Origin of the sequence: Streptomyces sp. NPDC048483, assembly GCF_040651455.1 — a bacterium.
Taxonomy (GTDB): Bacteria; Actinomycetota; Actinomycetes; order Streptomycetales; family Streptomycetaceae; genus Streptomyces.
Genome location: NZ_JBEZJZ010000067.1, coordinates 1 through 19,280, shown reverse-complemented (window position 1 = coordinate 19,280; position 19,280 = coordinate 1). Strand labels below are relative to the sequence as shown.

Here is a 19,280-nt window from a genome sequence, read left to right as displayed (position 1 = left end):
GGCCCCGTTCCGCCCGCCCGACCCGCCCTTCCCGACACCACAACGAGAGTCCGCCATGTACGAGCTGTCCCGGGTCCGCCTCTACTCCATCGGGCCCGCCGGTGCGCGCTACGCCGACACCGTGCTGGACCTGCGCGGAGTCGGCGCGCCCGTGCCCCGACCGGCCCCGGCCCAGGCGGACTTCTTCGAGGACGAACCGGTCGGCCCGCCGCGCCGCCCGGCCCCGGCCGGCGTGCTCTTCCTGGAGAACGGCGGCGGCAAGTCCGTACTGCTCAAGCTGATCTTCTCGGTGATGCTGCCCGGCCACCGCAACACCCTGGGCGGCGCCAGCTCCGGCGTTCTGCGCAAATTCCTGCTCGCCGACGACTGCGGCCATGTCGCCCTGGAGTGGCAGCACGTCCTCACCGGCGAGAGCATCGTCGTCGGCAAGGTCAGCGAATGGCGCGGCCGCCAGGTCTCCAACGACCCCCGCAAGTTCGCCGAGGCCTGGTACAGCTTCCGGCCGGGCCCCGGGATGAGCCTGGACTCCCTCCCGGTGGCCGAGGCCACCATCGTGCGGCCCCGCCAGGAGCACGGCGAGGGGTCCTCCGGGGCCCAGGGCCGCCGCCGCACGATGAAGGGCTTCCGCGACGTCCTCACCGAGGCCGGGAAGAACTACCCGAATCTGGACGTGGTGTGGGAGGAGATCCACGAGCGCTGGAACGAGCACCTGGGCGTCCTCGGCCTGGACCCGGAGCTGTTCCGCTACCAGCGGGAGATGAACGCCGACGAGGGCGAGGCGGCCGGCCTGTTCGCCGTCAAGAACGACTCCGACTTCACCGACCTGCTGCTGCGCGCCGTCACCGACACCCGCGACACCGACGGCCTCGCCGACCTCGTCCACGGCTTTGCGCACAAGCTCGGCCGGCGCGCCGAGCTGACCGCCGAGCGGGACTTCACCGCCGGGTCGCTGGACCTGCTGTCGCGGATCGCCGAGGCCGCCGAGCAGCGCGAACGGGCCCGCGAGGTGCATGCGGGGGCCGAGCGCCGCACCCGCGGCCTCGCCCAGCGGCTGCACGCACGCGGCACCGAGGAGCGCGGCCGCGCCGCCGAGCTGGCCGAACAGCTCGCCGCCGCGGCGCACCGCGTCACCGACGCCGAGCGCACCCGCGAGCGCCGCTCCCTGGTCTCCGCCGAGCTGGCCTACCGCCACGCCTCGCTGGCCCTGGCCGCCGCCGAGAAGGGCGCCGCCGCCCAGCGCCGCGAGCTGAACGACGCCCGTACGCTGCACAGCGCCTGGCAGGCCGCCGAGATCGCGCTGCGGCACCGCGCCGCGGCCGACCGCTCCGCGCGGGTCGCCGTCGCCATCCGCGAGGCCGAGCGCGACGCCGCTCCGGCGCTCGCCGCCCGCGCCACCGCCGCCACCGACCTCGTCCGCGCGCTGCACTCCGCCGCCGAGGCGGGCGAGCGGATCGCCAACGAGGAGGAGGAGCGCTCCGCCGCCCTCCAGGAGGCCGGCGAATCCGCGCACCGCGATGCGACCGCCGCCGCCACCCACGCCCAGCGCGCCCGCAGCGAGGCCGATCACCTCAAGCAGCGCCTCGCCGAGGTCGCCCAGGAGACCGCCGAGGCCGTCCGGGCCGGCTGGCTGGACGACTCCGCCCCGGACGCCGACCCGGCCCGCGCCGCGCTCGCCGCCTCCGACGCCGAGAAGACCGAGGTGGCGGCCTGGGACGCGGCCCGCGAAGCCGCCCGGCAGGCCACCGACCGGGCTCGCGAGGCCGCCGCCCGGCACTCCGCCGCGGAGCTGGCGGCGGCCCGCGCCGAGGATGCCGCGCAGGCCGCGGAGCGCGCGTACGACGCCGAGCGCCGCGCCGCCGAGTCGATCGGGTCCGAGCGGCGGCTGGCCGATCTCCTCGGACTCCCCGAGGCCGCCTCCGTGGCGCTGCCCGGCCCCCGTACGGCCGTCGCCGGTACGGACGGGAACGCTCCCGTCGCCGGGCAGCTCACCGCCGAGGAGCTGGACCGCAGTGCCGAGGCGCTGCGCGAACTGCTCGAGGACGGCGTGGCCGCGGCCGAGCGGCAGCTGTTCGACCTGCGCACGGCCGCCGCCGACGACTCCCGGATCCTTGGCGCACTGGGCGACGGCGGGCTGCTGCCGCCGGGGCCCGATGTGCTCGCGGCCGTGGAATACCTGGGTGAGCACGGCGTGCCCGCGCTGCCCGGCTGGCGCTATCTCGCCCAGTCCGTCGACCCCGCCGACCACGCCCGGGTGCTGGCCGCCCGCCCAGAGCTGGTCGACGGCGTGATCATCACCGATCCCGACACCCACGCACGGGCCCGCGACGTCCTCGCGCAGGCCGCGCTGCTGCCCCGCTCCGCGGTCGCGGTCGGCACCGCCGCCGCGCTGCTCGCGCCCACCCCCGCCCCCGACGGCCGGGACAGTGGCGTCTTCCTCGTCCCGCCGAACCCGGCGATGCACGACGAGTCGGCGGCGGACGAGGAGCGGCAGGCGCTGCGCGCCCGCGCGGCCGAGCGCGACGAGGAGATCCGCGGGCTCGCCGCCCGGCTCGCCGGGGACCGCGCGCTGGCCGCCCGACTCGCCTCATGGCGTACGGGATGCCCGGACGGGCGGCTCGCCGAGCTGGCCGCCGCCGCGGAGCGGACCCGTACGGACGCCGACGAGGCCGCGGCCGAGCTGGCCGAGGCCCGTACGGTCCGTGCCGAGGCCGACGAGGTCGCCGCGGAGGCCGTCGGGGTGCGCGACGAACGCCAGGAGACCGCGCAGCGTGCCCGCCGGGCCGCCGACCTGCTGGCCGGGCTCGCCCACCGGCTGCGCGAGCGCGCCGCCTGGCAGTCACGGCTGCGCGAACTCGCCGATGAGACGGCCGAGTTCGAGGCCCGTGCCGAGGAGTGCGTGGACCGCGCGCGATCCGCCGACGAGGAACGCCGGGCCGCCCAGCGTGCCGCCGACGACGCCCGCCGCACCGCCCGCGCGCTGCGTGCCGAGCGTGCCGAGATCGCCGGCGTACCGGACGACCTGGGTCAGGCCCCCGAGGGTGAGAAGGCGTCCCTGCCCGCGCTGCGCGAGGCCTACCGCGCCGCCTCCCAGCTCTACGAAAAGGTCGGCGTCGGCGCCGACCTGCGCGCCGAGCAGGCCCGCGCGGAGGGCGACGAGTCCGCCGCTCTGGCCGAGCTGAACCGTCTCACCAACAAGGTCCGCACCCGCGCCGAGGCGCTCCTGCAGAGCCCGGACGCCGCCGACGGCCCGTCCCGCCAGGCAGCCGCGGGCCGCGCCGAATCGTTGGTGCAGATGCTGGAGAGCCGCGCCTCGACCGCCAGCGAACAGCTCGGCCGACTGCGCGGCGAGGCCGAGCGGCTGGCGCCCGGCGACGGCGAGGCGCACACCGAGCTGCCGGACGAGCTGGTCCCCGAGGACGCCGACCGCGCCAAGGCCCTGCTGCGCACCGCCAACGGCGAACTGGGCACCGCCAACGAGGCGTTGGCGGCCGCCCGCGACCGGCACGAGGACCTGCTGCGCGGCCACCGCGCCGCCGAGGACGCGGCCGGCGGCTTCGACGAGACCGCGGCCCTGCTGCGCGATCTGATCCGAGACCACCAGAACACCGAGGGCGCTGCGGAGGCGGCGGGTGCCGAGACCGAGCCGTACGCCGGGCAGTTGGCCGAGGCCCGGCAGGCCGCGGCCGAGTCCCGCCGCTCGCTGCGGGGCTGCGCCGCCGACCTCTCCGCCGCCGACGCCGCGGTCCGCGAGGCCTCCGACATCCTCGTACGGCACGCCAACTCCACCCGCTACGAGCAGGTCCGCACCCCCGCCCGCCAGCAGATCCGCGAGCTGCCCGCCGCGGCCCTGCCCGACCACGCCGTCAAGTGGGCCCAGGCCTTCGCGCCCCGGCTGCGGGTGCTCACCGACGAGCTGGCGCAGCTGGAGCGCAACCGCGGCTCCATCGTCGACCGGCTGCGTGGCCTGGTGGAGTCGTCGCTGACGACGCTGCGCTCGGCCCAGCGGCTGTCCCGGCTGCCCGAGGGGCTGGGGGAGTGGTCGGGGCAGGAGTTCCTGCGGATCCGCTTCGAGGACCCCGATCAGGCCACGCTCACCGAGCGGCTGGGCGAGGTCATCGACGAGGCGACCCGCTCGGCCGTCAAGAAGAACAGCGATCTGCGCCGGGACGGGATGTCCCTGCTGCTGCGCGGGGTCGGCGCGGCGCTGCTGCCGCGCGGCGTGGCCGTGGAGATCCTCAAGCCGGACGCGGTGCTGCGCGCCGAGCGGGTGCCCGTCGGCCAGATGGGCGATGTCTTCTCCGGCGGCCAGCTGCTGACCGCCGCCATCGCCCTGTACTGCACGATGGCGGCGCTGCGCAGCAACGACCGGGGCCGCGACAAGCAGCGGCACGCCGGCACGCTGTTCCTCGACAACCCCATCGGCCGCGCCAACGCCACCTATCTGCTGGAGCTCCAGCGGGCGGTGGCCGACGCCCTGGGCGTCCAGCTGCTCTATACGACCGGGCTCTTCGACACCACCGCGCTCGCCGAGTTCCCGCTGGTCATCCGGCTGCGCAATGACGCGGACCTGCGGGCCGGGCTGAAGTACATCAGCGTCGAGGAGCATCTGCGGCCGGGCCTTCCGCAGCAGGACCCGGCCGGGGAGGCGGTGCACGGCCAGATCACGGCGACCCGGATGTACCGCCGCCCGGAGGATGCGCCGCAGGTACCCGCTCAGCAGGAGACGGGGCCGGAGGACGCTCCGGAGGGATCCGACGGGTGAGGGACCGCTGAGGGGCGGGTCCCTCAGCTGCTGGTCCCTCGGTCGGCGGACCCTCAGAGCACCACGACGGAGCGCAGTACCTCGCCCCGCTGCATCTTGGCGAAGGCCGCCTCGAGGTCACCGAGGCCGACGGTCTCGGTGACAAAGCGGTCCAGGTGGAGCTTGCCGCTCAGATAGAGGTCGATCAGGACCGGGAAGTCGCGGCTGGGCAGGCAGTCGCCGTACCAGGAGGACTTCAGGGCGCCGCCGCGGGAGAACAGGTCGATGAGCGGGAGTTCGATCTGCATCGCGGGGTCGGGGACGCCGACCTGGACGAGGGTTCCGGCAAGGTCGCGCATGTAGAAGGCCTGCCGGTAGGTCTCCGGGCGGCCCACCGCGTCGATCACCACATCGGCGCCGTGGCCGCCGGTGAGCCCGCGTACCGCCTCGACGGGGTCCGTACCACGGGAGTTGACGGTGTCGGTGGCGCCGAACCGCTCGGCCGCGTCCAGCTTCCCGTCGTCGAGGTCGATGGCGATGACGCGCCGGGCGCCGGCCCGGGAGGCGCCGGCGATGGCGGCGTTGCCCACGCCGCCGCAGCCGATGACGGCGACGGTGTCGCCGCTGCCGACGGCCCCGGTGTGGACGGCGGCGCCGTAACCCGCCATCACCCCGCACCCGATGAGCCCGGCCGCCTCAGGACGCGCTGCGGGGTCCACCTTCACCGCCTGCCCGGCCGCGACCAGCGTCTTCTCGGCGAAGGCGCCGATACCCAGGGCCGCGGAGAGCGGGGTGCCGTCCAGGAGGGTCATCGGCTGGGCGGCGTTACGGGAGTCGAAGCAGTACCACGGGCGGCCGCGGCGGCAGGACCGGCACTGGCCGCAGGGCGCCCGCCAGGCGAGGACCACGTAGTCGCCCGGGGCCAGGTCCGTCACGCCGGGGCCGACCGCCTCGATCAGACCCGCCGCCTCGTGGCCGAGCAGATAGGGGAAGTCGTCCCCGATCGCGCCCTCGCGGTAGTGCAGATCGGTGTGGCAGACGCCGCAGGCCTGTACGGCGACCACCACTTCCCCCGGACCGGGATCCGGCACCCGGATCGTCTGCACCTCGGCGGGCGCGCCCTTCTTGACGGCGACGGCGGCGCGGACTTCGTACGGCATGTCTCACTCCTCAACAACGCCCGGACGGCGATCCGTCAGCGTGGCGGCGGTGTCGCCCCAAAGTTGCTTATGGCGCGATGCGTTGCGCCATGGGAGACATGCTGGAAGTCCGCCAGGGATCCGTCAAGAGGTGTTTTTCCGCTGCCGGACCGGGATCGGACCGGGGTCCGCCCCGGTTGCCCGACCGGCCTCCGGCTGCTCTCCGCCCGTTGTCCGACCGCTGTCCGGCCGACCTGGCCGGTCACCCCGCGTACCCCATCCGGCGGGAGAGATCGGCGGCCGCCTTCGCCGACCGCTCCGCCAGCTCCGGGAGCAGGGCACGCTCCATCCGGTACGCCGGTCCCGAGACGCCGATCGCCCCGATCACCCCGCCGTCGTGCGCCCGCACCGGCGCCGCCACCGCATTCAGCCCGATCTCCAACTCCTCGGTGGAACGGGCGAATCCGTCCTCGAACGCGGCCGTCAGCTGTGTGCGCAGCCCGGCCGGTGTGGTCAGGGTGTTCTCGGTGAAACGGGCCAGCTTGCGGGTCACCAGCGCCTCCTGGCGGTCCCGCGGCAGATGCGCCAGCAGCACCTTGCCGCTGGCGGTGGCGTGCAGCGGGGTGCGGCGGCCCAGCCAGTTGTAGGCGGTCACCGCGGCGGCGCCCCGGGCCTGCATGATGTTGACCGCCGCATCGCCGTCCAGCACCGCGATGTTGGCGGTCTCCCCGGTGTCGTCGGCCAGCGCCCGGCACACCGGCTGGCCCTCCTGTGAGATGTCCAGCCGGATCGCCGCCGCGCCGGCCAGCCGCAGCACCCCGGCGCCCAGGAAGTATTTCCCGCGCTCCTTCTCCTGCCCCACCAGCCCGCGGTTCTCCAGCACCCCGAGGATCCGGAACGCGGTCGACTTGTGGACGCCCAGCTCCTCGGAGATCTCGGTCACCCCGGCCTCGCCCAGCCGGGCCAGGATCTCCAGCACGCTCACCGCGCGGTCCACGGACTGGACGGAGCCCGCCCCGCCGCGCCGCTCCTCGGGCCGTTCCTCCGCAGTCTCGCCCGACGTGCTCGCTGTCTTCGCCGTATTCGATGAATGAGACGTGTGCGACGTGTTCGACATGGGTGTTTGCGTCACCGCCCGTTGGCCGGCCGGGGTGCGTACCAGGGCGGTTGTCCGGATCTCCGGAAAGCCCTTGACGGCCCGCCCCCCGACTTGGATTCTGTTGCGCATCGCGCTCTGCGATGCGTTATTCAAAACGCCATGATACCGATCAGCGCGAGGGGGGCCAGATGATTCCCGTCTGCCGCATCGAGGACCTGCCCGAGGGCGAGTCCGTACGGATCGACATCGACGACACCACACCGGCGATCGCCGTCTTCCACGCCGAGGGCGGTTTCTACGCCGTCGACGACACCTGCAGTCATCAGGACGCCTCGCTCTCCGAGGGCTGGGTCGAGGGCTGTTTCGTCGAATGCCCGCTGCATGCGGCGCTGTTCGACCTGCGCACCGGAGCGCCGACCTGTCTGCCCGCCCGCCGGCCCGTGCGCACCCACGAGGTCAGCGTCGTGGACGGAATGATCCATGTCCGGCCCGCCGTACGGGAGGAGGCGGTGGCGTAACCCGCGTGATCCCCGCCGCGCTCAGGCGGCCGCGCGGTCGATCCGGGACGGCTCGTCCCGTGTCTTCCGCGCCGCCGCCCGGCGCGCCCGCCGCCGCTCGCGGCGCAACTCCCGTGCCGTACTGCTGGGTTGGGACTGTACGCCGTGCCGTTGTACCCACACCTGCCGGGTCACCCACACATCCAGCACCGCCCAGGTCGCTACCACAGTGCTGCCGACCGTGCTGAGCACGGCAGGAAAGGCAAGCCACGAACCCGCCAGTGTGCTCAAGAACGCCACCATGGCCTGAATCAGCGTGATCGCGACGATGATGACGGCGCGGACCGCGGCCGTACGCACCGGTTCCGCCATCCGGCGCCGGGGCGCCGGCTCCTCCTGCCACAAGGGGCGCCTGCCGGTGTCCATGAAAGCGTCACACTCCCCGCACTCTCCCCGCCTGTCCGACTCCTCGGTGGCTGCCCGGATTGCGCCGGATACATGCCCCTGGTGCCGCACCCCGTCCTCCCTTATGGTCACGCACCGTTCCGGCGAGGTGTTCCCGGGGGTAGTAGATATCCGGCCAACCGCCAAACCCGTCGACCGGACATCCTTGGATGCCCAAGAGCCCCGGTCACGGCCATGTTGTCCGCGTATCGGCGGACAACTCATGCCGCCCCCGTCGCGCCCCACTTCCCCAACGCCCGGACATGCCGTCGAGTTGGTCACCCGTCAGTAGTAGGCTCACGCCGTTTGTTGACGGAACACCACCCCCGTGCGCCGGGGTTGACGTAGGGGAGGCCATGCGCTTTCGCGGGAAGTCGATCCGCCGGAAGATCGTGGCGTTGCTGCTCGTACCGCTGGTGTCCCTGACGGCCATGTGGACGTTCGCGACGTACATCACCGGGCGCGAGGCCAACCAGCTGCTCGATGTCGCCAACGTCATGCAGAAGATCGGCTATCCGGCCGAGGACGTCGTCCAGGCCCTCCAGCGCGAGCGCCGCCAGAGCCTGCTGTATCTCGCGGACCGGCGCGGCGCCGATGCGCTCACCCAGCTCCACGAGCAGGCGCGGGCCACCGACGCGGCCATCGCCCGGCTCCGGGGCAATGCCCAGGACGCCGATGTGCTCGACGAACTGCACGGCGATGTCGCGAGCCGGGCGCAGACCCTCGTCAAGGTGCTGGCCGGACTCCCCGACCTGCGCAAACAGGTGGAGAACAACACCGTCAGCCGCGACGAGACCCTGGAGGCGTACAACTCCATGGTCGACCCCGACTACGACTTCCTCGCCTCCCTCCACGGCCTGCAGAGCGTGCACCTGGACAAGCAGGCCCGCGCGCTGGTGCAGGTCACCCGTGCCCGCGAGGCCTTCTCCCGCGAGGACGCGCTGATGTCCGCGGTGCTCGCCTCCGGCAGCATGAGCAGGCGCGATCTGCGTATGCTCGCCGACCGGATCGCCGAGCGCCGGATCCTGTACGGCACCAGCCTCACCCTCCTGCCCGTCAAGGACCGCGGCATCTACGAGGACTACTGGCGCTCGGCCAGGGCGCGCGAGGTGTCCTCGTACGAGGACACGGCGATCGCGGCCGGCGCGCAGCGGGCGCCGCAGGCCGTCAACGCCGAGCGCTGGAACACCGCCGCGGACAAGGTGCTCGACGACCTCACCCGGATGGGCAAGGACGCCGGCGACCGCTATGAGCAGCGGGTCGAGCCGTTCGCCACCAGGGTCGTCGTCAAGGCCGCCATCGCCGGGGTCCTCGGCTTTGTCGCGCTGCTGGTGTCGGTCATCGTCTCGTTCCGTATCGGACGCCGGCACGTCAAGGACCTGACCCGGCTGCGCAAGGCCGCGCACGAGGTCTCCGGCGTACGCCTGCCCAGCGTGATGCGCCGGCTCGCGGCCGGTGAGCAGGTCGATGTGGAGACCGAGTCGCCCCGGCTCGAATTCGGCCCGGACGAGACCGGCCAGGTCGGCCAGGCGCTCAACACCCTCCAGCGGGCCGCCGTCGAGGCCGCCGTCAAGCAGGCGGACATGCGCCGCGGCGTCTCCGAGGTGTTCGTCAACCTCGCCCGCCGCAGCCAGGTCCTGCTGCACCGGCAGCTGACCCTCCTGGACACGATGGAGAGGCGCACCGAGGACACCGACGAACTCGCCGACCTCTTCCGCCTCGACCACCTCACCACCCGTATGCGACGGCATGCCGAGGGCCTGGTCATCCTCTCCGGCGCGGCCCCCTCCCGGCAGTGGCGCAAGCCCATCCAGCTGATGGACGTGGTGCGCGCGGCGGTTGCCGAGGTCGAGGACTACGAACGGATCGAGGTGCGCCGGCTGCCGCGGCTCGCGGTGGACGGCCCCGCCGTCTCCGACCTCACGCACCTGATCGCCGAACTCCTCGAGAACGCCACCGTCTTCTCGCCGCCGCACACCGCCGTCCAGGTCCTGGGCGAGCGGGTGCCCAACGGCTTCACCCTCGAGATCCACGACCGCGGTCTGGGCATGGCCGCCGATCTCCTCCTGGACGCCAACCTCCGGCTCGCCGAGACCTCCGAGTTCGAGCTGTCCGACACCGACCGGCTCGGCCTGTTCGTGGTCAGCCGGCTCGCCCAGCGCCAGGGCGTACGGGTCTCCCTGCAGACTTCGCCGTACGGCGGCACCACCGCCGTGGTCTTCATCCCCGGCGCGATCCTGACCGAGACCGCCGACGGCGGCCGTGAGGACACCGGACCGGAGGCGCTGGGCCCGGCGGACCGCATCGGCAATGAACTGGAGCACGCCGCGGGGAAGTTGGCCGCGCTCTCCCAGGGGCCGGCGGCGCTGCCGGGGGGCCGTACCCCGCGCGTCCTCGACGGCCCGGTCGAGCTCGAGGCGCCGCTCGGACGGGACGGGTGGGGCCCCCTGGACGACGGCGAGGACAGCGTCTTCCGTGCCCGGGAACGCGGCCGCGAGCGGCGGGGACCGTCTGCCCGGCCGACCGGACCGACCGCCTCCCCGGCCGCACCGCCCCCCGTCGCGCCGGTCCCGGCCGGCGAGCAGCATCAGCAGATCCGCGACCAGGCGCCCGGCGGCGGCCCCGCGCCGCTGCCGCGCCGCCGCAGGCCGCCGGTTCTGGTCTCCGACCACGGGCGGACGGTCGACGGCGGTGAGGCGCGCGGCGGCGAGACGCGCGGGGACGACGCGCGCGGGGACAGCACACGGGGGGACGACGCGCGCCGGGCCGACACGCAGGGCAGGTCCTCCGCCGAGCGGCCGGACCCGGAGCGGCGCGGCCCCCGGCGGCCCGAACCCGCCGAGGAGGCGCCCGCGGGAGACACCCCCGACGCCCCCGCGGGAACCGCCCCGGCCGCCCCCGCCAGGCTGACGCCGGGCGGGCTGCCCCGCCGCGTACGCCAGGCCAGCCTCGCCCCGCAGCTCAAGAAGGATCCCGCCCGGCAGGACGGCGAACGCCGGGCCGAGGAGCCCGCGGACGACCGCGACGCCGACGAGATACGGGCCCGGATGGCCTCGCTCCAGCGCGGCTGGCAGCGCGGCCGCCGCGACAACGAGGACACCGCGTCCGGGGACCGGCCCGACGACGGCGAGCCGGCCCGCGACGAGGACGCCCACCGCAACCGGCCCGGCCGCGGCACACCCGCACGCGACGGCGACGACGGTGACAGCACGGCACCAGGAACCACAACGGGAGGGGACGGTCCATGACCGCATCGAAGGCAGCAGCGTCCATCGCATCGGCCATCGCATCGGCGTCGGGGAAGGGAGCCGGTGAGCTGAACTGGCTCCTGGACGAGCTGGTGGAGCGGGTCGGCTCGATACGTAAGGCACTGATCCTCTCCAGCGACGGGCTGGCCACCGGCGCCTCCAAGGACCTGACCCGCGAGGACGGCGAGCATCTGGCCGCCGTCGCCTCCGGCTTCCACAGCCTGGCCAAGGGCGTCGGCCGGCACTTCGACGCGGGCCGGGTCCGGCAGACCCTGGTCGAGCTGGACGATGCGTTCCTGTTCGTCAGCGCGGCCGGCGACGGCAGCTGCCTGGCCGTGCTGGCCGACGCCGACTCCGACGTAGGTCTGATCGCCTACGAGATGACGCTGCTGGTCAAGCGCGTCGGTACGCACCTGGGCACCGCGGCCAGGTCCGGGCCGGTCACCTGAACGTCGACGGATCGACGACGGTGACGCCATGAGCGATCAGGACGGCCGCGCCGTACCGGAGCGGGGCGCGGCCCGTTGGTTCGACGACGACGCGGGTCCGGTCGTCCGCCCGTACGCGATGACCCGTGGGCGCACCCGTACGACCGCGGAGGGGCGGCTGGACCTGATCGCGCAGGTGATCGCCGAGAGCCGCGCGGAGCAGGCCGTGGCCGACCAGCTGCTGTCGCCCGAGCATGTCGAGATCGTCGAGCTGAGCCGACGGGCGCCGCTTTCGGTCGCCGAGCTGGCGGCCGAACTCGACCTGCCGGTGGGCGTGGTGCGAGTGCTCATCGGCGATCTGCTGGAGGCGGAGCTGGTACGGGTCACCCGGCCCGTACCGCCGGCCGAGCTGCCGGACGAGAAGGTGCTGCGCGAGGTGATCGACGGTCTGAGGGCGCTGTGACCAGGCCCGTCACCCGTCGTCGTCGGGATTCGTGCGCGGCGGTGGCGGCCACTGGCGCAGCGAGTCGTCCGGATCCAGATCGGCGAGGACCTCGCTGAGCTGGGCGACGACTCGCTGGATCTCGCGGTGGGTGTCGCGCCGCTCGGTGACCACCGCCGCCAGCAGCAGCGCGGTCAGCGCGGTGATCCCGTTGAAGGCCTGCAAAGTGACCATGGTGGTGAACAGGTCGACATGGGCGAACGGCCCGTGCTGCTGGGCAGCGGCGACGATCGCGATCGTGGAGACCAGCAGCGCGCACGGGGCGGCGCCCGCGTGCCGGAAGCGGAACGCGGCCCAGATCAGGAAGGGCGAGACCAGGAAGAGCAGGTTGGTGGAGCTGCTCACGGCCAGCTGGGTGACGGCGAGCGTGCCGATCCCCAGGGCCGCCGCCTCCAGGCACCGCAGGGGGCGGACACGGGCCCGTCGGGGCATCCGGGCCGTGCCGAGGACGAGCAGTACGGGCGTGATCACCAGCACGCCCATCGCGTCACCGGTCCACCACGCCGCCCAAGTCGGCCAGAAGTCGGTGGTCGTCAGCGCCCCGGAGAGCACCAGGGCCCCGGTGCCGACGGTCGCGCTCACCAGCATCCCGGTCAGCGCACCGAGGAACACCAGCGCCACGGCGTCCCGCAGCCGGTCCATCCGTACCCGGAACCCTGCGCTCCGGAGTAGTCGGTAGGAGAGCATCGGAGCGAGGGTGTTGCCGGCGACGATCGCCAGGACCACCGGCAGCGACGGCCCCAGCGTCACATTGACCAGAAAGGCGCCCAGGGCTATTCCCGGCCAGGTCCGGAAGCCCAGGAGGAGCAGGGCCGTCAGCGCGATACCGGTGGGCGGCCACAGCGGGGTGACCTGGCCGCGGACCACTTCCTGCAGCAGCCCCAGTTTGGCGCCGCCGTAATAGACGGCCGCGACGGCGAGGATCCACCCGGCCATGGCGCCGTGCCGGCTCAACCACTCGTTGCGCACCATGGGGAGGCCTCTAGCTGTACGGACCGCCGTTGTGGCGGAGGACGAGCACCGCGGCATCGTCGCGGTGCCCGGTCAGATCGGCCACCGCGATCACCTGGGCGGCCAGGTCGTCGGCGTCCGCGTCGTAGGAGGCGCCGACCAGTTCGGCCACCCGCGCCAGCCCCTGCTCGAGGGGGAAGGTGGGACCTTCCACCACCCCGTCGGTGATCAGGACGAACGCGCCCACCTGGGTCAGGCGCCGGTGGGTGACCGGATAGTGCCGTCCGGGCAGCACGCCCAGCGGCAGTCCGCCCGCGTCGTGGAGGATCTCCGCGCCGTCGGCCGTGCCCCAGACCGCGGGTACATGCCCGGCGCGGGACCCGGCCAGCTCGCCGCTGGCCGGGTCGAAGCGCAGAAAGGTGCAGGTGGCCATCAGGTCCGAGCGCATCGACAGCAGCAGATTGTTGGCCCGGCCCAGCACCTCGCCGGGGTCGGTGGTGGCGCCCGCGACGGCGCGCAGGCCGGTACGGACCTGGCCCATGAAGGCGGCGGCCTCCACGTCATGCCCCTCGACGTCCCCGATGGCGAAGCCGAGCGAGCCGTCCGGCAGCACGAACGCGTCGTACCAGTCGCCCCCGATGTCCAGCCCCGTCCGTGCCGGTACGTACCGGGCCGCGGTCTGCAGACCGGGTACCCCCGGCAGCTCGGGCGGGAGCATATGGCGCTGCAGTTCCACGGCCAGCGCCACCCGGGCCTGCTGCAGCTTGATCCGCTCCATGACCCGGCCGGTCAGGGAGCCGAGGAGGTGCAGCAGCTCTTCGGGCGGTGGTGCCGGGGTGGTGCGGCGCCGGTTCATGCCACGCTCCGCTTCGAAATGGCCGGTTCCGGTCGGCCGACCGCTGCTGGATTCTCACGTTACCGCCGGAGCGCGGGGTTCGCCCGCCCTTGTTGAGCAATACTCAACACCGGGCTACGCTTCCTGCTGAGCAGCTGTCAGTACGAGCAACGAGCACGAGGAGACCGCCGCCATGGCCACGGACGCGACACCGACCCCCTTCGAGCGCCTGGAACTCCAGGTCGGCCCGCACACCTACGACGCCCTCGCGGCGGGCCCGGCCGACGGGGAACTCGTTCTGCTGCTGCACGGCTGGCCCGAGTTCGCCGACTCCTGGAGCGCCGTACTCCCCGCCCTCGGCGCGGCCGGCTACCGTGCCGTCGCCGTCGACCAGCGCGGCTACTCCGCGGGCGCCCGCCCGTCGGCCATCGCCGACTACGCCGTGCCCGAGCTCGTCTCCGACGCCCTCGCCTTCGCCGACTCCCAGGGCGCGGACCGTTTCCACCTGGTCTCGCACGACTGGGGCGGCATGGTCGCCTGGGCCCTGGCCGGCGCCCACCCCGAGCGGCTGAAGTCGCTGTCCGTACTGGCCACCCCGCACCCCGAGGCGCTCAACCGCGCCGCCGCCGGGGACCCCGAACAGCACCACCGGCTGGACTACGTCCGCTTCTTCCGGCAGGACGGCAACGTGGCGGAGTCGGCACTGCTCGCCGACGACGCGGCCCGGCTGCGCGCCGCGTACGGCGGCAAGGTCCCCGCCGCGCTCGTCGAGGCCAATGTCCGCCGGCTCGCCGAGCCGGGCGCGCTGACCGCCACCCTCAACTGGTACCGGGCGCCCGCCGCGGTCATCTCCGTGGCCGCGGGCCGGATCGCCGTCCCCACCCTCTTCCTCTGGGGCAGCGAGGACGTCGCCCTGGGCCGCGGCGCGGCCGAATCGACGGGGGAGTGGGTGGACGGCCCGTACACCTTCGAGGAGATCGCGGGCGCCAGTCACTGGCTGCCCGAAGAGGTCCCGGACGTGGTCACCCCCAAGATCCTCGACCACCTGGGCAAGCACGCCTGACGGGCCGCCGGGCCGGTACACACCGAGATCGTTCCGGCCCGGCCGGTCCCCGTACACTGCGGGCATGTCCGGCAAGCGGGTCACCCGCCTCACCCCCGACCAGCGCAGGGAGCAGCTGGTCGGCATCGGTCTGGAGATGCTCGCCGACCGCTCGCTGGACGAGCTGTCCACCGATGAGGTCGCCCGCCGGGCCGGTATCTCCCGCGGACTGCTCTTCCACTACTTCGACTCCAAACGCGACTTCTTCCGCGCCGTGGTCCGCGCGGCATGCGACCGCTTCATGGCCGCCACCGAACCGGACCCCACCCTGGCCCCCGTCCCGTGGATGCGGTCCTTCATCGCCGGCTTCGTCGCGTACGTCATGGAGCACCGCCAGGTCTATCTCGCGCTGGTCCGGGGCGCCGCCGGAAGCCATCCCGCGGTGACCGACATCCTCGACGAGACCCGCGAGACCCTCGCCCGCCGGGTCCGCGACGGCCAGCGGCGGCTGGGCATGCCCCAGGCCCCCCGGCTGGAGCTCGCCTCCCGGGCCTGGATGGCCTTCGCCGAGGAAGCCGTTGTCAACTGGCCGGCCGGGGACGGCGCGGACCACGACGAACTGTGCGCGTTCGTGGAATCCAGCTTTGTCTGTCTCCTGGGACTGCTCGACCGGCCCGCGGAACTCGCCCAGCGCTGACCCCCCGCCTCAACCGGCCCGCTCCACCGCCCTTTTGGGCCGGTTGGCGGCCTCTGGGAAGTCGCCGTTCCACTTGAGGCGGCACCTCAAGTGCGCGCCGCGCAGCGCACGTTGTACCGTTCCCTGGGCATCTCCTTGCATCCCCTGCATCCCTTGCATCCGCTGTGTCCCCGGCAATTCAGGAGAAGGAATCCATGGCCTTCGGGCGTTCCGAGCGCCGCCGTCGGCCCGCGGCCGTCGACCCGATGACGCTCAAGATCCTCGTCGCGGGCGGCTTCGGCGTGGGCAAGACGACCCTGGTGGGCGCCGTCAGCGAGATCAAACCGCTGCGCACCGAGGAGCGGCTGACCGAGGCGGGGCGGCCGGTCGACGACCTCGACGGGGTGGAGAGCAAGACCACCACCACCGTCGCCATGGACTTCGGCCGCATCACCCTCAACGAGGAACTGGTCCTCTACCTCTTCGGCACCCCGGGCCAGGACCGCTTCTGGTTCCTGTGGGACGAGCTCTCCCGCGGCGCCCTCGGGGCGGTGGTGCTCGCCGACACCCGCCGCCTCGAGGACTGCTTCGCCGCGATCGACTACTTCGAGCGGGGCGGCCTGCCCTTCACGGTCGCCGTCAACTGCTTCGACGACGCCGAGCACTACCCCGCGGCCACGATCCAGGAAGCCCTGGACCTGGACCCCGAGGTGCCGGTGATGCTGTGCGACGCACGGCGCAAGGACTCCGCACGCGAGGTCCTGATCGCCGTCGTCCAGCATGCGATGCACCTCAGCGCCCCTCGGCAGGAGCCCGCGCTTCCCTGACAGGGCGCGGAAGTACGGCCCGTGCCCCGCCGTCCGGGGCACGGGCCGTACGTCTGCGAGCGGCTCGGACGGGAGGCGGGACGTCGGACGTCGGGCCTCGCGCATCGGGCGGCGCACGTCGCACGTCGCACGTCGCACGTCGCACGTCGCACGTCGCACGTCGCACGTCGCACGTCGCGCGTCGCACGTCGGACGTCGGACGTCGGACGTCGGACACCGGACGCCGGGGCCTACCCGTCCCAGGTCATGACGCCCCGTCCAGCCAGCCGAAGCTGCGCTCCACCGCCTTGCGCCAGTTGCCGTACTCGCGCTCCCGGGCCTGGCCGTCCATCCGCGGCGTCCACTCCGTGTCGCGCTTCCAGTGCGCCGTCAGCTCGTCCAGGTCCTGCCAGACACCGGTCGCCAGGCCCGCCGCGTACGCCGCACCCAGACACGTCGTCTCCGGGATCACCGGACGGATCACCGGCACGCCCAGCACATCTGCCTGATGCTGCATCAGCAGATTGTTGGCCGTCATTCCGCCGTCCACCTTGAGCCGGGTGATCCGTACGCCCGAGTCCTGGTACATGGCGTCCACGACCTCGCGGGTCTGCCAGCTGGTCGCCTCCAGGACGGCGCGCGCCAGATGCGCCTTGGTGACGAAGCCGGTGAGCCCGGTGATCACCCCGCGCGCGTCGGCACGCCAGTACGGCGCGAACAGGCCCGAGAACGCGGGAACGATGTACGCCCCGCCGTTGTCCGGGACGCTCGCCGCCAGCGGCTCGATCTCGGCCGCCGACCCGATGATGCCGAGCTGGTCGCGCAGCCACTGCACCAGGGCGCCGGTGATCGCGATGGAGCCCTCCAGACAGTAGACCGGCGCCTCACCGCCGAGCTGGTAGCCCATGGTCGTCAGCAGCCCGTTCTTGGACGGGACCGGACGGTTGCCGGTGTTCAGCAGCAGGAACGAGCCGGTGCCGTAGGTGTTCTTGGCCTCGCCGACGCCGTAGCAGGTCTGCCCGAAGACGGCCGCCTGCTGATCGCCGAGCGCGGAGGCCACCGGCACCCCGTGCAGCTGCCCCACGGCCGTCCCGTACACCTCGGCCGACGACCGGATCTCCGGCAGCATCGCCTCCGGCACCCGCATCGCCGACAGGATCGCCGGATCCCACTGGAGGGTGGTCAGGTTCATGAGCATGGTGCGGCCCGCGTTGGTCACATCCGTGACATGCACGCCGCCCTCGGTGCCGCCGGTCAGATTCCAGATCAGCCAGGAGTCGATGGTGCCGAACGCGATCTCGCCGCGCTCGGCACGGGTCCGCAGCCCCGGCACCTCGTCCAGCAGCCAGGCCGCCTTGGGCCCGGAGAAGTAACTGGCCAGCGGCAGCCCGGTGGCGTCCCGGAAGCGGTCCTGGCCGTCCGCGCCGCCCAGTTCGGTGCACAGCTGGGCGGTACGGGTGTCCTGCCAGACGATGGCGTTGTGTACCGGCTTCCCGGTGGCCCGGTCCCACAGGACCGTGGTCTCCCGCTGGTTGGTGATGCCCAGCGCGCTCAGCTGGTCCGCGCGCAGCCCCGCCTTGGCCAGCGCCCCCGCCACCACGGCCTGCACCTTGGACCAGATCTCGGTGGCGTCGTGCTCCACCCAGCCCGGCTGCGGAAAGATCTGGCGGTGCTCGCGCTGGTCGACGGCGACGATCGCTCCGCCGTGGTTGAAGATGATGCAGCGGCTCGACGTGGTGCCCTGATCGATCGCGGCGACGTACTTCTCGGTGTTCCCGCTGTGCTCCGTCATACCGTCACGCCTCCTGAAATCCTGGGTGTGAGTGTGTGCGGACCCCTCGGCGTCAGAACGCCGCGTTGTAGACCAGACCGGAGAGCACCGCGCCGATCAGCGGGCCGGCCACCGGGACCCAGGCATAACCCCAGTCGGAGGAACCCTTGTTGGGGATCGGCAGCAGCGCGTGCGCGATCCGCGGGCCGAGGTCGCGGGCCGGGTTGATGGCGTAGCCGGTCGGCCCGCCGAGCGAGAGCCCGATGCCGACGACGAGCAGCGCGACCAGCAGCACATTGATCCCGGAACCGTAGACGCCCGCCTGCGCGCCGGGCACCTGGCCGATGCCGATGCCCTTGTTCTCGCCGAAGCACAGCAGCGGCAGCACCAGGCCGATGGTGGCGATGATCTCGGTGACGAGGTTGGCGGCCGGATTGCGGATCTCCGGGCCGGTCGAGAAGATGCCCACCGTCGGCTGCGCCTTGTCCTGCTCGGCGTTGGCGGCGAACTGTGCGTAGTACAGCGCCCAGGCCAGTACGGCGCCGATCAGCGCGCCGATCATCTGCGCCAGGACGTACAGCGGCACCTTCGACCATTCGGTGCCGCCCGCGACCGCCGAACCCACCGTCACCGCAGGGTTGAGGTGTCCCCCGGACAGCGGCGCTGCGGTGTAGGCCCCGGCGAGTACGCCCAGACCCCAGCCGAAGGCGATCACGACCCAGCCGGCGGACCGTGCCTTCGAGTAGTGCAGGGTGACGGCGGCGCACACCCCGGCGCCGAACAGAATCAGAATCGCGGTGCCGATCACTTCACCGACGAAGATGTCCCCAGTGGAATACATGGCGGCTCCTTGGCCCTCGCCCGGGGGACGGCCCCCGGTCCGGTCCTCCGTACAGGCATCCGGAAGTGTTCACCTGAGGTGATGGAGCGTCAAGGTCGCGCACAGAAGAGGATGTTGAGGGCCGAGCGGCCGGTGCGACGGGCCGCACTGTGACGCCGTTACAGGCGCATCCGTACGCCGTCCGAACCGGCCGTGCCCGCGCTGGTCGGACCGGCCGGTGCGGCGGGGGCGGCCGGTGCCGGCACCCGCGCCGTGGCTCC

Annotated in this window: 15 protein-coding genes; 8 read left to right on the top strand and 7 right to left on the bottom strand. The window is 73.2% G+C overall.

Annotated elements, in window-relative coordinates:
* Nucleotides 1-55: 55 nt before the first annotated feature.
* On the top strand, nt 56-4,762 hold the full coding sequence (locus AB0D04_RS28120) for a hypothetical protein (RefSeq protein ID WP_362708687.1): 4,707 nt from the start codon (nt 56-58) through the stop codon (nt 4,760-4,762).
* A 53-nt stretch (nt 4,763-4,815) separates the two neighbouring features.
* Here AB0D04_RS28120 and AB0D04_RS28115 read toward each other — a convergent pair whose 3' ends face one another.
* Nucleotides 4,816-5,901 carry an S-(hydroxymethyl)mycothiol dehydrogenase gene (locus tag AB0D04_RS28115; protein WP_362708685.1) on the bottom strand — a complete coding sequence of 362 codons (1,086 nt, stop codon included), beginning with the start codon at nt 5,899-5,901 and terminating at the stop codon, nt 4,816-4,818.
* Nucleotides 5,902-6,142: 241 nt separating this feature from the next.
* A complete protein-coding gene (locus tag AB0D04_RS28110; protein ID WP_362708682.1) occupies nt 6,143-6,997 on the bottom strand; it encodes an IclR family transcriptional regulator in 855 nt (284 codons plus the stop codon).
* 170 nt (nt 6,998-7,167) lie between these two features.
* On the opposite strand from AB0D04_RS28110, the gene AB0D04_RS28105 reads away from it, so the two are divergent.
* The gene (locus AB0D04_RS28105; RefSeq protein WP_362708679.1) at nt 7,168-7,497 is read left to right on the top strand and encodes a bifunctional 3-phenylpropionate/cinnamic acid dioxygenase ferredoxin subunit; all 330 of its coding nucleotides are present in this window, start codon (nt 7,168-7,170) and stop codon (nt 7,495-7,497) included.
* Between the two features lie 21 nt (nt 7,498-7,518).
* On the opposite strand, the gene AB0D04_RS28100 is transcribed toward AB0D04_RS28105, so the two are convergent.
* Nucleotides 7,519-7,902: a hypothetical protein gene (locus AB0D04_RS28100; RefSeq protein WP_362708676.1), complete on the bottom strand. Its 384-nt coding sequence runs from the start codon at nt 7,900-7,902 to the stop codon at nt 7,519-7,521.
* Between the two features lie 374 nt (nt 7,903-8,276).
* Here AB0D04_RS28100 and AB0D04_RS28095 point away from each other — a divergent pair, with 374 nt between their 5' ends.
* The 3 genes from AB0D04_RS28095 to AB0D04_RS28085 are packed head-to-tail and all read left to right on the top strand — an operon-like array spanning nt 8,277 to nt 12,059.
* The gene (locus tag AB0D04_RS28095) at nt 8,277-11,168 is read left to right on the top strand and encodes a nitrate- and nitrite sensing domain-containing protein (protein ID WP_362708674.1); all 2,892 of its coding nucleotides are present in this window, start codon (nt 8,277-8,279) and stop codon (nt 11,166-11,168) included.
* A complete protein-coding gene (locus AB0D04_RS28090; RefSeq protein ID WP_362708672.1) occupies nt 11,165-11,617 on the top strand; it encodes a roadblock/LC7 domain-containing protein in 453 nt (150 codons plus the stop codon). Before AB0D04_RS28095 ends, AB0D04_RS28090 begins: the two co-directional genes overlap by 4 nt.
* A 28-nt stretch (nt 11,618-11,645) precedes the next feature.
* The gene (locus tag AB0D04_RS28085) at nt 11,646-12,059 is read left to right on the top strand and encodes a DUF742 domain-containing protein (protein ID WP_362708669.1); all 414 of its coding nucleotides are present in this window, start codon (nt 11,646-11,648) and stop codon (nt 12,057-12,059) included.
* Between the two features lie 9 nt (nt 12,060-12,068).
* Here the strand turns inward: AB0D04_RS28085 and AB0D04_RS28080 are convergent, their stop codons facing one another.
* Nucleotides 12,069-13,070 carry an MASE1 domain-containing protein gene (locus tag AB0D04_RS28080; RefSeq protein ID WP_362708667.1) on the bottom strand — a complete coding sequence of 334 codons (1,002 nt, stop codon included), beginning with the start codon at nt 13,068-13,070 and terminating at the stop codon, nt 12,069-12,071.
* Nucleotides 13,071-13,080: 10 nt separating this feature from the next.
* Nucleotides 13,081-13,905 (bottom strand): PP2C family protein-serine/threonine phosphatase, encoded by an 825-nt coding sequence (locus AB0D04_RS28075; protein WP_362708665.1) that lies wholly within the window; start codon nt 13,903-13,905, stop codon nt 13,081-13,083.
* A 172-nt stretch (nt 13,906-14,077) separates the two neighbouring features.
* Between AB0D04_RS28075 and AB0D04_RS28070 the strand changes: the two genes are divergently transcribed.
* The 3 genes from AB0D04_RS28070 to AB0D04_RS28060 all read left to right on the top strand — a co-directional run bounded on the left by AB0D04_RS28070 (nt 14,078) and on the right by AB0D04_RS28060 (nt 16,429).
* Complete coding sequence (locus AB0D04_RS28070; RefSeq protein WP_362708662.1) at nt 14,078-14,947, top strand: alpha/beta hydrolase; 870 nt, start codon at nt 14,078-14,080, stop codon at nt 14,945-14,947.
* A gap of 64 nt (nt 14,948-15,011) precedes the next feature.
* Nucleotides 15,012-15,623 (top strand): TetR/AcrR family transcriptional regulator, encoded by a 612-nt coding sequence (locus tag AB0D04_RS28065; RefSeq protein WP_362708659.1) that lies wholly within the window; start codon nt 15,012-15,014, stop codon nt 15,621-15,623.
* A 194-nt stretch (nt 15,624-15,817) separates the two neighbouring features.
* Nucleotides 15,818-16,429: an ATP/GTP-binding protein gene (locus AB0D04_RS28060; protein WP_362708656.1), complete on the top strand. Its 612-nt coding sequence runs from the start codon at nt 15,818-15,820 to the stop codon at nt 16,427-16,429.
* A gap of 244 nt (nt 16,430-16,673) precedes the next feature.
* On the opposite strand, the gene glpK is transcribed toward AB0D04_RS28060, so the two are convergent.
* Nucleotides 16,674-18,200, bottom strand: a complete 1,527-nt coding sequence (gene glpK / locus AB0D04_RS28055) for a glycerol kinase GlpK (protein ID WP_362708653.1) — start codon at nt 18,198-18,200, stop codon at nt 16,674-16,676.
* Between the two features lie 52 nt (nt 18,201-18,252).
* Nucleotides 18,253-19,020, bottom strand: a complete 768-nt coding sequence (locus tag AB0D04_RS28050; protein ID WP_362708651.1) for an MIP/aquaporin family protein — start codon at nt 19,018-19,020, stop codon at nt 18,253-18,255.
* Nucleotides 19,021-19,280: the final 260 nt, after the last annotated feature.

Coding starts and splice junctions, on each gene's coding strand:
- AB0D04_RS28120 (WP_362708687.1), top strand. CDS start 56: ATGTACGAGCTGTCCCGGGTCCGCCTCTACTCCATCGGGCCCGCCGGT.
- AB0D04_RS28115 (WP_362708685.1), bottom strand. CDS start 5,901: ATGCCGTACGAAGTCCGCGCCGCCGTCGCCGTCAAGAAGGGCGCGCCC.
- AB0D04_RS28110 (WP_362708682.1), bottom strand. CDS start 6,997: ATGTCGAACACGTCGCACACGTCTCATTCATCGAATACGGCGAAGACA.
- AB0D04_RS28105 (WP_362708679.1), top strand. CDS start 7,168: ATGATTCCCGTCTGCCGCATCGAGGACCTGCCCGAGGGCGAGTCCGTA.
- AB0D04_RS28100 (WP_362708676.1), bottom strand. CDS start 7,902: ATGGACACCGGCAGGCGCCCCTTGTGGCAGGAGGAGCCGGCGCCCCGG.
- AB0D04_RS28095 (WP_362708674.1), top strand. CDS start 8,277: ATGCGCTTTCGCGGGAAGTCGATCCGCCGGAAGATCGTGGCGTTGCTG.
- AB0D04_RS28090 (WP_362708672.1), top strand. CDS start 11,165: ATGACCGCATCGAAGGCAGCAGCGTCCATCGCATCGGCCATCGCATCG.
- AB0D04_RS28085 (WP_362708669.1), top strand. CDS start 11,646: ATGAGCGATCAGGACGGCCGCGCCGTACCGGAGCGGGGCGCGGCCCGT.
- AB0D04_RS28080 (WP_362708667.1), bottom strand. CDS start 13,070: ATGGTGCGCAACGAGTGGTTGAGCCGGCACGGCGCCATGGCCGGGTGG.
- AB0D04_RS28075 (WP_362708665.1), bottom strand. CDS start 13,905: ATGAACCGGCGCCGCACCACCCCGGCACCACCGCCCGAAGAGCTGCTG.
- AB0D04_RS28070 (WP_362708662.1), top strand. CDS start 14,078: ATGGCCACGGACGCGACACCGACCCCCTTCGAGCGCCTGGAACTCCAG.
- AB0D04_RS28065 (WP_362708659.1), top strand. CDS start 15,012: ATGTCCGGCAAGCGGGTCACCCGCCTCACCCCCGACCAGCGCAGGGAG.
- AB0D04_RS28060 (WP_362708656.1), top strand. CDS start 15,818: ATGGCCTTCGGGCGTTCCGAGCGCCGCCGTCGGCCCGCGGCCGTCGAC.
- glpK (WP_362708653.1), bottom strand. CDS start 18,200: ATGACGGAGCACAGCGGGAACACCGAGAAGTACGTCGCCGCGATCGAT.
- AB0D04_RS28050 (WP_362708651.1), bottom strand. CDS start 19,020: ATGTATTCCACTGGGGACATCTTCGTCGGTGAAGTGATCGGCACCGCG.